Origin of the sequence: Bacillus sp. FSL R7-0672, from assembly GCF_038601465.1 — a bacterium.
Classification (GTDB): Bacteria; Bacillota; Bacilli; order Bacillales; family Bacillaceae; genus Bacillus; species Bacillus pumilus.
In genome coordinates this window covers 3,370,434-3,384,508 of record NZ_CP152010.1, presented here as the reverse complement: position 1 = coordinate 3,384,508, position 14,075 = coordinate 3,370,434, and the positions used below count along the sequence as shown (strand labels likewise).

The 14,075-nt window shown below is 38.9% G+C and carries 15 protein-coding genes; 13 read left to right on the top strand and 2 right to left on the bottom strand.

All coding sequences use genetic code 11. From position 1 onward, the window contains the following. Positions 1–8 precede the first annotated feature (8 nt). The 8 genes from MKY18_RS17235 to MKY18_RS17200 all read left to right on the top strand — a co-directional run bounded on the left by MKY18_RS17235 (position 9) and on the right by MKY18_RS17200 (position 6,203). Complete coding sequence (locus MKY18_RS17235; protein WP_340913380.1) at positions 9–884, top strand: prephenate dehydrogenase/arogenate dehydrogenase family protein; 876 nt, start codon at positions 9–11, stop codon at positions 882–884. A gap of 45 nt (positions 885–929) precedes the next feature. Further along, complete coding sequence (locus MKY18_RS17230; protein WP_268453538.1) at positions 930–2,264, top strand: TRAP transporter large permease subunit; 1,335 nt, start codon at positions 930–932, stop codon at positions 2,262–2,264. Between the two features lie 13 nt (positions 2,265–2,277). Next, entirely contained in the window at positions 2,278–2,544 is a 267-nt protein-coding gene (locus tag MKY18_RS17225; protein WP_126740941.1) for a hypothetical protein, read from the top strand. Positions 2,545–2,718: 174 nt separating this feature from the next. Then, entirely contained in the window at positions 2,719–3,129 is a 411-nt protein-coding gene (locus MKY18_RS17220; protein ID WP_126740940.1) for a DUF5082 family protein, read from the top strand. Continuing rightward, on the top strand, positions 3,122–3,400 hold the full coding sequence (locus MKY18_RS17215; RefSeq protein ID WP_126740939.1) for a YwqI/YxiC family protein: 279 nt from the start codon (positions 3,122–3,124) through the stop codon (positions 3,398–3,400). Before MKY18_RS17220 ends, MKY18_RS17215 begins: the two co-directional genes overlap by 8 nt. A gap of 11 nt (positions 3,401–3,411) precedes the next feature. Continuing rightward, entirely contained in the window at positions 3,412–5,202 is a 1,791-nt protein-coding gene (locus MKY18_RS17210) for a T7SS effector LXG polymorphic toxin (RefSeq protein ID WP_340913375.1), read from the top strand. Next, positions 5,202–5,645: an SMI1/KNR4 family protein gene (locus MKY18_RS17205; RefSeq protein ID WP_340913372.1), complete on the top strand. Its 444-nt coding sequence runs from the start codon at positions 5,202–5,204 to the stop codon at positions 5,643–5,645. The genes MKY18_RS17210 and MKY18_RS17205 overlap by 1 nt, the downstream gene beginning before the upstream one ends. A gap of 162 nt (positions 5,646–5,807) precedes the next feature. Next, positions 5,808–6,203, top strand: a complete 396-nt coding sequence (locus MKY18_RS17200; protein ID WP_340913369.1) for an SMI1/KNR4 family protein — start codon at positions 5,808–5,810, stop codon at positions 6,201–6,203. 194 nt (positions 6,204–6,397) lie between these two features. On the opposite strand, the gene MKY18_RS17195 is transcribed toward MKY18_RS17200, so the two are convergent. Continuing rightward, a complete protein-coding gene (locus tag MKY18_RS17195) occupies positions 6,398–7,273 on the bottom strand; it encodes a fumarylacetoacetate hydrolase family protein (RefSeq protein ID WP_340913365.1) in 876 nt (291 codons plus the stop codon). After that, positions 7,270–7,995, bottom strand: coding sequence for a hypothetical protein (locus MKY18_RS17190; protein WP_340913362.1), 726 nt, complete (start codon positions 7,993–7,995; stop codon positions 7,270–7,272). Before MKY18_RS17190 ends, MKY18_RS17195 begins: the two co-directional genes overlap by 4 nt. Before the next feature lie 151 nt (positions 7,996–8,146). Here MKY18_RS17190 and MKY18_RS17185 point away from each other — a divergent pair, with 151 nt between their 5' ends. From MKY18_RS17185 to MKY18_RS17165, 5 genes are all read left to right on the top strand, one after another. Then, positions 8,147–9,022, top strand: coding sequence for a LysR family transcriptional regulator (locus MKY18_RS17185; protein WP_340913360.1), 876 nt, complete (start codon positions 8,147–8,149; stop codon positions 9,020–9,022). 186 nt (positions 9,023–9,208) lie between these two features. Further along, a complete protein-coding gene (locus tag MKY18_RS17180) occupies positions 9,209–11,074 on the top strand; it encodes a beta-glucoside-specific PTS transporter subunit IIABC (protein ID WP_340913358.1) in 1,866 nt (621 codons plus the stop codon). Positions 11,075–11,099: 25 nt separating this feature from the next. Then, positions 11,100–12,509, top strand: coding sequence for a glycoside hydrolase family 1 protein (locus MKY18_RS17175; protein WP_340913356.1), 1,410 nt, complete (start codon positions 11,100–11,102; stop codon positions 12,507–12,509). 164 nt (positions 12,510–12,673) lie between these two features. Next, positions 12,674–13,519 carry a lipoate--protein ligase family protein gene (locus MKY18_RS17170; protein ID WP_342487534.1) on the top strand — a complete coding sequence of 282 codons (846 nt, stop codon included), beginning with the start codon at positions 12,674–12,676 and terminating at the stop codon, positions 13,517–13,519. 40 nt (positions 13,520–13,559) lie between these two features. Continuing rightward, positions 13,560–14,045, top strand: a complete 486-nt coding sequence (locus MKY18_RS17165; RefSeq protein WP_065097829.1) for a tetratricopeptide repeat protein — start codon at positions 13,560–13,562, stop codon at positions 14,043–14,045. Positions 14,046–14,075 lie beyond the last annotated feature (30 nt).

Here is a 14,075-nt window from a genome sequence, read left to right as displayed (position 1 = left end):
AATCTGTGATGAAGATAGGCTTTATTGGTTATGGAGAAGCTGCATATGAGCTGTCAACGGGATTGAAAACAGAAGGTTTAGATCATTTTTATGCGTATGATGTACTATTACAGAATGAGAAACTCGCTGGAACAATGAAAGAAAAAGCAGCCCGCACAGGCGTCGAATTAACAAGTAATGTGAGTGAAGTCATTGGAAAATCTGATATTGTTATTGCGGCTGTGCCAGCGAATAAAACCTTAGAAGTGGCTCAATCCGTATTAGATAGTTTGAAAAAAAATCAAGTATATGTGGATGTGTCGGCATCAACTCCAGATATCAAAAAACAAGTGGCAAACGAAATTGAAAAGCAAGAAGCTCTATTTGTAGATGTTGCCATGCTAGGATCTCTTCCAGTTAACAAACACAAGGTTCCAATCACTGCTAGCGGCAGTGGAACAGATCGATTCATTGAATTAACGAAAGAATACGGTATGAATATTACAAAAATCAGTGATCAGCCAGGAGATGCCTCAGCCTTAAAGTTAATAAGAAGCATTTATATGAAAGGGATTGTCGGTTTACTCATTGAATTTTTGGAAATTTCTAAAAAATATAATGTCGAAGATCAAGTGATTTCTTCACTAAGCGAAACGCTGGACAGCAAAAGTTTTGAAGAGACGATGAATCGTCTTGTGACAGGAAGTGCATTACATGCAAAAAGACGAGCGGTCGAACTACTTGGCTCTATTGAAATGCTGGATTCAGCTCATATTGATGCGAGCATGTGCCGGGCAGCACAACAGAAGCTAGAGAGATTAGCAGATTTTCAATTCGTTGAACGGTTTAATGGGGAAAAACCAGCCAGCTGGGAAGAAGTCATTGACGTGATGCAGCAAGGGTGATATTTGTAAGCGTTCTATTAAAATAAGGGGAGGCGAAGAAACGACATGGGTTTTATTGCATTGATTGTATTCATAGCCGTCATCATTATATGGAATGTCATCGTGAAACGAAATATGGGAGAAGCCATGCTATTAGGCTTTATTGCAACCACTTTGTTTGGCGGAATGGATGCATTAAGACTTTTCTGGGATGGTTTAAAATTTGCATCCACATATGAGGTGCTTTATGCAGCCGTTGCGTTTGTATTCATGGCCTATTTAATCGAAAAGCTGGAATTAATTCACGCACTCTTGCGCATCCTGAATTCGGTTGTCGGCAAGCTTCCTGGTGGAGCTGCTTATATGAGTACGTTAGGTTCAGCAGTGTTAGGTGCTCTTTCAGGTTCAAATTCTGCAAACACAGCTGCCACTGGCTCTATTACGGCTTCTTGGATGATTAAATCAGGCTGGAGCCGAACCCATACGGCCACGATTCTAGCCGGGAATGGCGGACTTGGAGCCGCGCTGCCTCCGAACTCTTCCATGTTTATCATGCTGGGCTTTGCACCAGTTGCAGCCCTTGTATCTGAGGGTGATTTATATATTGCTCTTTTAATAGGAGGGCTGTATCAAGTCGTATACCGATTTATTCTTGTGTATATTCTGGTGAGAAAAAATAAAATTCAAGCGATGCCGCCAGATGATATTGTCCCTTTTAGAGAAGCTGTGAAAAAAGGGTGGAAGTCGATCTTTATTTTTTTCGGTGCATTGATCCCGATTATCATGACGATTGGTCCACTTGCAAATTATTTAAAAGGTAATCCAGACATTGGACCAGAGGCGATGGATCAAATTTCTTTAATTACGTGGATTCCGATTCTCATGATGCTGATTAGCTTAACAATTGGAAGAAAAAAGGCGTCTGCTTTAGATTGGTCTAAGTTTTTCAAATCGGCCATTCCTAAGTTTACAACCATCGGAGCATTGATGCTGTTTGCTGTTGCTGCTAGTCAGGTGCTTGCTGAATTAGGACTTGCAGAAGATTTGACGCAAATCACATCAGTACTTGCCATTCCGAAGTGGCTCATGGTGCTCATTGTTGGTGTTCTTGTCACGCTGGTAGCTGGACCATTATCTTCAACTGCCACATTAACAGCTGTTGGACTTGTCTCATTTTCAGCTTTAATCTCAGTCGGAGTAGATCCAGTTGTCGCTGTTGTCGCCATTCTTGCCTTTTCATCAACAGAAGGCGCTTCCCCGCCGGCATCAGGATCAATCTTTATCGCTTCTGGTCTTGCAGGAGCCCGGCCGGAGAAGACATTTATACCACTCATTCTTTACTATATGCTGCCGATTGTAGGAATTGGCTGGCTCATCGGAATGGGCATACTTCCAGTATAGAAAGGAGAAACACATGAGAGCATTGATGGAATGTTTATTTAAAGTGCTGCTTGTCCTTTTCTTAACGTCAGGTACCCTGTTGGTATTCGGTCAAATACTAGGGATTCTCTTGCAAAATGGAGATTTGATCATAGCAAGTACGAACCTATTCAAAAATCCAACACTGGTGTTAAGCGCTTTTTTTAGTCTTGTCGGTTTCTCTCTTCATTATATTCCTGAAAAGAAAGACACGTCATTTAGCGATCAACCATCAGCATCAGCTGGTGATTCGGTCAAATAAGCGTCAAAAGCTGGATTCAGTTGGTGGATTCAGCTTTTTTGCGCGTGTGAATTAGGTATAAAAACCCAATACCTACGATTCATTTTTCGTTGAATTCGTTTTCAATCATATGCCTCTTGTGCTAGGAAATGGTAACATAACGGAGGACTATTTGAGGGATAGAGGTGTTTGACGATGTCTGGAGCTATCATCGGTTATACAACAGCCTTGTATTCGTTAAAGGCAGACATATCCATAAAAAAAGAACAAATCATAGAACTGAGCATGTGTCGAAAAGAAATAAAAGAAGCAAAGTCTGCTCTGGCAGATGCTAACAAGAAAATGACTTATCCAGATCTGACATCACATACATGGTTTGGCCATCTTGCAGATACGTTTGATGACATTCGAGAAGAGATGGCATCCGCCAGTCAAGAGATAAAAAGTGTACAGCTGACCAATCTAGTGAACCGAATTGATGAGAAAATCAGTGACCTAAAATCGGAAATCCATTCGTTAGAACATGAGATCCATTCCGTTGAAAGAAAAATAGAGAAAGAAAAGCAGAAACAATTGGAAGAAAAAAGAGGGAATTCACATGAGTAGAGAAATCAAAATAGATGTCAGTGAAATCAAACGAGTTTTACAACATGCAAAACAATCAGGCGCTCAAATGAATGCAAAACTTCCAACATCCATCAAAGGGAGAAACCAGCTCATAGAAGCAGACACATTAGAAAAAATCAATCAACAGTTGAACGAATTAAGTACATCCTACATAGGTATTCTTCAGAAACAGCTTGTGCAAACAGAACAAGCGGTGAACACCATGATCGAAACGGACAAGGCGCTTGCCTCCAGCAGTAAAAGAAAATAAAGGAGAACGCAATGAAAACCCTTGACGCTTTTGCGCTAATAAACGGAATGGACCAAACGCTGAATACATTAAAGCAGCAATCACAACAAATCAGCTCCATAGAAAAACAAATCCATCAGATCATCTCACTTGATGGCGCACTAAAGGGAGAGGCGGGACAAGCCATCCGCTCCTTTTATACAGAATGTCATATTCCCTTCCTGCAATTCTTTCAGGTCGTCATTGAGGAATACAGCACTGCGCTGAAAAGCACAAAACAGGCGCTTCATGCTCTTGAACCAAACCAGCACGGCTTGATCTCACAATCATTTATTGAACACGAACTAGATCAAGGACTAAAAAAAGCCGAGCGCACGATATCTGAGATTGTAACGGATGTAAACCATGCCATTGGCAGAATTGGTCATATTGTTCATTTGCCAAATGTAGACGAATCAGCTTTTCAGCAGAGCTATCAAAAAGCCTGGCTCGAGACCTCAAGAACCATTGGACTGCTTCATGCATTTGACCGAGAGCAGACAAGCGCTTTGCAAGAAACAAAAAGCTCCCTTCAAACAATGAAGCAATTCATCAACACGTTAAGCACCATGTTCACCGGCCCGAAAATCGACATCACCACCTATCAAAAAGGGTCTATTTTCAAAAATGGAAAAGAAGAAAAAATAAGCAGCACCGTCGGTGGATTAAATGACAAAATAGACAACCCGAAAGACAATAATCCGATGATGATCATGCTGAAGAAGCTGAGAGAGAAAGAACAGACGGATGTGGAGACGGTTGTTCGGGATGACACACATAAATACATCAACAAACAAGTCACAGTCAACGACCTATCCCTTACGACATTGCAAAGGGAAGCCGTGAACGGGAAAAACAAGATTCATAGAGACATCAGGGTCATAAATGGTAAACTATACAACGTCAAAGGCATTAAAAAATTAAAAGAATTCGATATCGCAGATGAAGTTGTCACCGACTCATCCGATATTGATTTTATTGGCGGCCGATACACCGTTTACGCCAATAAACAAATCATCCGAACGTATATCGCAAACGGTGTAGTAAGAATAGAAGAAGTAGACAAAATCCCAGAAAGCCGGAGCCGAGGCAACGCGAAGCGCATATTAGACGGTGAAGTTGTCTCAACAACCGAAAACATCATCCTAGAATACAGCGGAATCTACGACGGTTATCGAGCCGTCACCGGCAAAAACCCCGAAACCAGCCAAAACATCAGCAGCACAGACCAAGCTCTGTCCGCAGCTTCAATTATCCCAATCGCGAAAATAGTGAAGGTAGGGAAATATGTCTTTAAGATAGATCAAGGGAAGAGTGCGGTGAAGAGGATTACTACTAGTACAGGGAGTAAGATAGATTCTGATACAATAAAAAAATATGTTAGAGATATAGAAGGACGAACAGGTAGAGAGTTACCTAAAAACCAAATAGATAATTTGAAAGCAGCATTAAGAAATAAAGAGTATAGCAAAATGTCACCCATAGAAACGGCTAAGCATCGGGCGAAATTTGATAGTGTGAAAAATAAAGTAATCAAAGAGTGGGAAAGAAATACTGGACAAAAGTGGCCAGTGTATAATGAAAATATTATTTCAGGAAAAACTGGTAAAGTAATTAGAAAAAAAGGAGATAAGTATGATGCTCACCATATAATTGAAAATACTTTTGGAGGAGAGCATGAGTGGTGGAATATGCATCCTGCAAAATTTCCAAATGAGCATCAAGCAGGTATACATGGAGCAGGTTCACCAGCAAATACATTATTTAAAGGAGTTAAAAAATAATGGGATATGAAATTATTAAGAAAAACGAAGAAAATAGTTTTTTTTTAGTAACTGAAAAAGAAATCTTAGATGTTGAAAAGGAACTTGATTTAAAGTTTCCTAAGGAGTTAATTAGTTTTTATATAGAGGTAGGTTACGGTTTTATTAATGGGTCTGAGTTTAACACTAATCGCATTATGGACCCTTATTCTGTAAGAGACTTTCGATTAAGGGCTAATGATTTTGAATTCTATCCTGACATTGAAATCTATGATGAATTTGAGAATAACAAATTAATCTTTTTTGAAGCAAATGAGACAGCTTTAATGTCAATTGAATTGAATGAAAAGGATAGAAGCGCAATATATTATTATGATATACAAATTGCTAATTCTTTAGAGGAGTTTTTAACCAAAATACAAGAGGATGATAAATATTATCTAGATTTACTAGCAGACTATTAAAAGCCTTTCAAGATTTACTTTGCCTTCGATCAACTAATATATGAGAATTGGACAAGGGGAAATTCATAAATTGGAATATAATTGTGGATTGAGTGACCTGTTAAGTAAATCTAAAGATAAAGCAAAACTTCATAAACATAGCACTTATCTAGGAGGATCCAAATGGTCGATTTACCCCAAATCCCAGGCCTAATCATCAACAATCCAGAAACTGATATAAACATCAAAAAGGCAGAATCCCAACTAAACATGGTGCTACCCGATGCTTATAAAAACTTGCTGAAACAGACAAATGGATGTTCCATTGGTGGCGATGTTCTACTATACGGCACTGAGGACATTACGGAACGCAATGCAACGTGGGAGGTTCAACGGTATGCAGGAGGCTATATAGCGATTGGCGACGATGGTGGAGGGCAAGTATTTCTCATGCGTCAGACCAAAGAAGAGAAACTCGTGTGGGTTGTAGATGCTGGTGTAATGGTCCCTCAGCATGCAGAGTTAATCACTGAAGACTTGCTGACGTGGATGAGTGAAGGGGGTATCGTTGAAGCTTAATCAACAGGAGAGTGAGCGTATTGTCTGGAGCTCATGAACCAATTCCTGTCTCGGGGTTGTGAGACCTTGTGTTTTGATCTGAATTGGAGATAGTATATTGAAGATGGTGGGCGGCTATGTGACTTTTCATGTCATATAGCTTTTTATCAAATTGTAAAAGGTGGCCTTAGACATTTCTAGGCCACCTGCACACATCAAACTAATTTATTTTTTAACTGTCCAATTTGTCCAATTGTTACTTCCATTTCATCTCCAGCTTTAAGCCAATTCTGTTTATCAGGTGTATATCCCAAGATAACACCCTCTGGCGTACCTGAGAAAATAACATCCCCTGGTTTAAGCGTCATATACTTAGAAATGTAGCTAATGAGAGTGGCACAGCTGAAAATCATATTTTTTGTATTACTTGATTGTCTCACTTCACCATTAATTTTGCATTCAATTGATAGATTTGTTGGGTCTACCTCATCACTTGTCACCAGATAAGGACCGATCGGTGCAAATGCGTCAAGTGTTTTTCCAAGAAGCCATTGACCAGATTTCATTTGAAGGTCGCGTGCAGATACATCATTACCGACACAATATCCATAAATATATGACAGCGCTTCTTCTTCTGAGACATCCCGAGCTTCTTTACCAACAATCATCACCAATTCTGCTTCATAGTCATATTTCTCAGCAGTTTTAGGCAGTGGAATCTCTTGTTGATGTCCCGCTAACGTATTGTTAAATTTGCTAAACAGAACTGGAGAGTCTGGAATCGCCATATCTGCTTCTTCCACGTGAGGCATGTAGTTTAGGCCGACACATAGAATTTTTTCAGGGTTGATGACTACTGAATCAAATGTAATGTCCTGTTCTTTTACAAGATAGAGAGATGGGTCACTAATTGCTTCAAGAACATGATGAAGTTGTTCTCTGCCTTGTTCACCAGAGCGAATTAATGTATCAATTGACTCTGGAAGCGGAAGACCTTTTTGTTTTGCAGCTTCATTTACATTTATAATCCCATCTTCTGATTTGTAGCCAATGAATCGTTCATTATTTTTTATAAAATGACCTAGTTTCATTTAATTTCCTCCTTATTTGTACTGCAAGTACATCCAGCAGACATATGAGCAACCGCAGCATTTAATAGTTGTTTGACCACTAACACTTCTGATTTGTTACGAGGGGTATATATCATGAGATAAGTATCTGGCAGATTTAATTTAACCCCTGCTAGAGGGTGACGTTCTCCCCAGCCTTGTTCGATTACTTTTTTTGCATCACTTGGACTGAACACCATATGCATAGATCCGTCAGAAGGATGTATGTGTGCAATTTCTCCTTCGGTTTCCTTGGCAAGTGTTACCCCAGCATTTTTGTTAATGAGTGTAATCGCATCATTTCTTTTTTCAAAGAAACTTTTCTCATAGTGAACACATTGAGTATGTGATTGAACATATTCATTAAATACTTCATCAAGCAGTTCCCTTGTTCCTGGTTCGCTGTCCAATTGGTCCAATTGTCTATGTGGTACAGGATGTTTCCCGATTTTTGGACGAGGGCCTTTGCGCTTTTCTACTTCACCTAAACGAACAGAATCTTCTCTAGTATTCAATCTGTCATTATAGATATCTGTTTTGATAGGGTTCCGTTTATAAAAGCGGTAGTAAGTTACTAGCAACCAACCATAAACGTTATAAGGAACTCCACCTTTTCCAAGCTTTTTCCACTCTTCGTAATCTTTCTTTCCTAATAAGGTTACACCAATTATCAAAGGAACGTATTTAAAAAAAGATTTAAGCAACACAACACCTCCATGTTTTTATCACGGCGTATTAATTAAAGATAAGTTGAATTATAATGGGAATAAAATGGCTTGAGAAATGAATCTTTATTATTATTCCATAACTGATATGTTATGATCTTAATAAATTAGGGGACAGAGGTGATCATATATGACAATCACGCAATTATATATCTTTCTTAAGGTAGTGGAAGAGAAAAATTTCACAAAAGCTAGTGAAATCCTACATATAAGTCAGCCTGCAGTCAGTCATGCGATTTCTGGTCTTGAGCGAACCCTTGGTGTTTCTTTATTTATAAGAGATAAGAAGAAGGGGCTCGAAATCACTGAAATAGGCAGGAAAGTCGTTCCCTACGCAAAAGAATTGATTAAACAATATGAGTCCATTGAACATGAAGTGAGATTGTTCACCGAAAATAAAGCCGACGTGATACATATTAGTGGTTTCCCAAGTATCACCTCCGTATATATGCCAAAATTAATTTCGTATTTTAAAGAGCATGACCCATCCATTCAATTGTCTTTTACAGAAGGCAGTGTTAATAAAATAAAAGAATTGGTTATGGATGGTTCTGTTGATTTTGGAATCACCATCATCACTGAAGAAGACCATCAATCGATCTTTCTATTCGAGGAAGAGATGGTGATTGTTGCTCCCACTCCTCATCCTTTGGAAGAAGGTGAGGAAGTGAAAATGGAAGAAGTAGTTGATGAGCAAATCATACTTTGTGGTCATGGATTTGAAAAATCAACGATTGAAGCATTTCGGCAGCATCACTTAGAACTGAACATTAGCCATATTGTTGATAGTGTCAACACTGCCTTGAGCATGGTGAAAGGTGGGTTAGGCATTGCCATCCTGTCTCGAAAATCCTTTGAATATTTACCAGAAACACTTCAAACCATCTCCTTTACCCCTACGCTTCATAGGAAAATTGGGATTATTTATTCAAAAGATAAACCTCTCCGAAAATCTGTACAACTTTGTATAAAAGAAATTGGTAAATTTAATCAACTTAGTGAATAAGCCCATAACTTATAGGTTATGGGCTTATTCATATATTGTATTTTCTTTATAAAAATAAGTTTTTTATAATCAATGTATGTTAACGCTTTCTGATTCTAAAGAGAGGTAGAAATCGATAGGAAAGTATGGGTTATTTAGGTAATATTAACTATTTTTATCATTTTGAATAGTAAAGGGGATCTTTTTATGGATCATAAAAAGTTGGCTGCACAGATACTAGAACGAGTTGGTGGTCAGGAAAATATTCAATCCTTTTATCATTGTTCCACCCGGCTGAGACTACGTTTAAAAGATAATCGTAAGGCTTCTAAAGATCAGGTATCTTCACTTGAAGGTGTCATTCAAGTGGTTCAGGGGGGCGGAGAATTTCAAGTTGTGATTGGTAGTTCAGTATCAGAAGTACATGACGAGTTAAATCAATTGACCACAGGAGATTTTCAAGAAGAAACGACTCCACATCAAGAACAACGAAAAGGATTTAAAAACCGTTTCAATCAAGCTGTTGATATTATTTCAGGTATATTTACACCAATCATAGGGGCTTTAGCTGGAGCAGGTATTATTAAAGGAATTCTTGTCATTCTTAGTACAACAGGCGTACTCAATAATCAAGAAGGTTCATATAGAATTTTAAATGCAGCAGCAGACAGTGTTTTTTATTTTCTACCAATTGTGATAGCGCTTACGGCATCAAGGAAGTTTAAAGCTGATACGATCATATCTGTTATCATCGGAGCAGCTCTACTATATCCAGACCTTGTAACATTAATGGCAAGTGGGGAATCAATCACATTTTTTACAGTTCCAGTTCTGCCAGGTGTTTATTCTTCAACGGTTATTCCTATTATTATAGCTATATGGGTTCTTTCTAAATTAGAAAAGTTCCTAAAGCGAGTGACGCCAGATGTAATCAAAATATTAGTTGTTCCGGCTTTAAGTTTAGCCATTATTGTTCCTCTCACTTTGATCGTATTTGGTCCTGTTGGTAATTATCTTGGATACCTACTATCTAGTTCTTATGCCTTTATGTATCACTTAAGCCCTGCTGTTGCTGGCGCCTTTTTGGGTGGAACGTGGGCGATCCTGGTTATTTTTGGACTTCACAAAGTTTTAGTACCGGTTGGAATTAATGATATTGCACGATCTGGTCAAACAACAATCTTTGTGTTTTCAGCTGCGGCAAATTTTGCACAAGCTGGGGCAGCTTTAGGTATCTTTTTTAAATTAAAAGATAAAAAACAAAAATCGTTAGCTGGTACAGCCTCTTTAACGGCTCTATTTGGTATTACAGAACCTGCGATTTATGGTTTCACACTTAAATATAAAAAACCTATGATTGCTGCCGTGATAGGAGGTGCAATAGGCGGTATTATAACGGGTATTGCTGGATCAAGAGCAATCGCTGCCGCATCTCCAGGTTTAATGACTCTTCCTATATTCTTCGGGGATGGTTTCATTGGGCTGTTAATCGGTATCACTGTTGCTTTCCTTATCTCTTTGCTGTTAACCATTCTTTTTGGTTTCGAAGAACAGGGAGGCCGTGCTGAAGTGAATCAGCAGAAAGAGTCAAAAACAACTAGTCATCATGAAAGTACAGAAAAGGAAACACTTGTGGCTCCGCTGTCTGGAAGTTTAATTTCTCTTGAAAAGGTGAATGATCCAGTCTTCTCTTCCAAGTCTATGGGTGATGGATTTGCTATTATTCCTTCTGAAGGTAAACTATATGCGCCTGTTGAGGGGGTTGTTGCAACAGTTTTTCCAACTGGTCATGCCATCGGATTACGAAGTCATAATGGGGCTGAAATATTGATGCATGTTGGTATTGAGACGGTTAACTTACAGGGAAAACATTTCTCAGTTAAGGTAAAACCTGAGCAGGAGGTGCAGAAAGGTGATGTGCTGCTAGAATTTGATTTGGAAGAAATCATCAAAGCAGGATACGACAGCACCACTCCTATTGTTATAACGAATAGTCAAGAGATTTCTAGAACAATGAGAATCAGCAATAAAACGAATATAGCGGTCGGAGAAGAAGTAATGACCTTGAGTTGAATAATAAAAAGGAGCATATGATGATATGAAGAAATTGAATGAATTTCCAAAAGAATTCCTCTGGGGAGCGTCTACATCTGCCTTTCAAGTGGAGGGAGCGTATAATGAAGATGGAAAAGGTTTATCCATTGCTGATATGCAATCATTAGAGTCATCAACGACAAAAGCTGACACAAAAGTAGCAAGTGACTTTTATCATCGTATGGTTGAAGATGTCGCTTTAATGGTTGAATTAGGCTTAAAATCATATCGTTTTTCCATCGCATGGACAAGAATCTTTCCTAATGGAAATGATGAAGAGCCTAATCAATTAGGTCTAAATTTTTACAAGAAACTAATTAATGAATTGGTTAAAAATGGAATTGAACCTATACCGACAATGTATCATTTTGATTTACCTCAAGCACTGATTGACCAATATGATGGCTGGCATTCCTATCAATGTGTAGAAGACTTTGAAAGGTATGCACGTATTCTTCTAACCGAATTAGGAGAGAAAGTAAATTACTGGCTAGTCATAAATGAACAGAATTTGATGCTTAGAAAAGAAAAACTTATTGGAATTAAGGAAAAAGATCCTTTAAAACGTGAACAAATTCGGCACCAAATGAATCATCATATGTTTGTAGCAACACACCGTGCTATCGCCGCCTGTCGTGAAATTTGTCCGCACGCAAAAGTTGGGCCGGCATTTGCTTATCTTCCTTCTTATCCTGCAACTAGTAAACCAGAGGACGTTTTGGCAGCTCGTGATGCAGATAACCTTTACAATCATTATTTAGCAGATGTTCATGTGTTTGGAGAGTATCCGAAGTATTATTGGGACTATTTATGTGAACATAATTGGCAGCCGGATATCAAAGAAGGGGACATGGAAGTCATTAAGGCGAACAAACCCGACTTTTTGGCTTTTAATTATTATTTAACATTTGCAGCTGAATATTGTCCGCAAGATGTGGAAAATACCGATTATGTTAATATCTTAAATCTTGTTGTACCGGGCCGTTTCAGATATGTAAAAAATCCTTATCTAGATGCCACTGAGTATGGTTGGCAAATTGATCCGAAGGGGTTCCGGTTCGCTTTTAACACGTTATACGACAGGTATAGACTTCCATTGATGGTGACAGAAAATGGGATGGGAACAGCTGATGTACTAGAAGACGATTCGAAAGTTAGAGATGACTATCGAATTCAATATTTGAAGGACCATTTGTCTCAGATGAAACTAGCGATTAAAGACGGTGTTCCTATTATCGGCTACCATGTGTGGACTTTACTTGATGTCGTTAGTACAGGAAGCGGGTTTAAAAAGCGATACGGTTTGATTTATATTAACCGTGATGAAACAGATCTTAAAGATTTAAGAAGAATAAAAAAAGACAGTTTTTATTGGTATCAACAAAATATAGAGACCAATGGTGCCAACCTTTAACATAAGTTCAGAGACTTCTGCCCTTGGCAGGAGTCTTTTTAGTCATGAATGATAGTTTCAACTGTGAACCGACCTTTTTCCACATCACCAAGTCTCTCTCATTCTCCCTCCATTCATCCCATGTTATAATAAACACAGTTTATGAACGAGAGGATATGCAGGACATGAAAAATGAACCTATTGAGTTACTGACACAGCCGAAATGGCGAATCATAGATCAATCGAGCCTTGGTCTTTATGTGGACCCGAAGCAATCCTTTGCGATGGATGATACGCTTTGTGCGTCGGTCGGGAAGGGACTCTCACCAGCGACTGCGCGTTCTTGGGTGCATCACAATACAATTGTGCTTGGAATTCAGGATACAAGGCTTCCATTTCTTCAAGATGGTGTGAAGCTGCTTGAGGAAGAGGGCTATCGTGTGATTGTGCGCAATTCAGGCGGTCTTGCTGTGGTGCTGGATGAAGGTGTCTTAAATGTGTCGTTAATCTTTGCGGAACAAAAGAAGGGCATTGATATTGACCGCGGGTATGATGCGATGGTGGAATTGGTCCGCCGGATGCTGTCTAAGTATGAGGTGGACATTGAAGCCTATGAGATTGTCGGCTCTTATTGTCCTGGCAGTTATGATCTAAGCATCAATGGAAAGAAATTTGCAGGCATTTCTCAGCGTAGATTACGCGGTGGAGTTGCTGTGCAAATTTATTTGTGTGCAGATGGAAGCGGGCGGGAACGTGCCGACTTAATCCGCCGTTTTTATGACGCCGCCTTAAAAGACAAACGAGAAGAAGTGAAGGCAGTATTTCCTGATATACAACCTGATACGATGGCGTCTTTATCAGAATTAACTGGAGAACCAATTGATTGTGCGCTTCTTATGCGTCTTTTACTAGAAGAGCTTCAAACGCTCAGTGATCAGCTGACAGCGTCAGGACTAAACGCAGAAGAACAGCTTGAATTTGAAAAAAACATGACGCGGATGATTGAGCGGAATGAAAAGGTGTTTTCGTAAACATCAGTCTTTTAATCTTAAAAAGCATAGAGGTGAAGTGATGGAAACAAAGCTTGAGAAAGCCATTGAACTTCGAAAAAGTGGACACCATCTAGAATCAAATGAAATGCTCACTCATCTTGTAGAGGAGTATCCAGACGATGCCTCTATTCATTATCAATGTGCATGGAGTTATGATTTGTTAGGAGAGGAAAGGCAAGCTGTCTTTTTTTATGAAAAGGCCATCGAGTTAGGGTTGTCTTCAGGGGAACTGGAAGATGCTTTACTAGGGTTAGGAAGTACATACAGAACCTTAGGAGAATATGAAAAGTCCAAGCAGATATTCCTAAAAGGGATAGAAGCTTATCCTGATAACAAGGCCATTCAAACGTTCTATGCCATGACTTTGTATAATTTGAAGGAACATAAGAAAGCAATGGAAATATTACTGAACTGTTTAACTGAAACGACAACAGATCCTACTATTTTGAATTATCGAAAAGCTATTGATTTTTATTCAAATCAGTTAGACAAATTGTGGAAATAAACCATTTACGATAGTCAAATAGAAACGGAG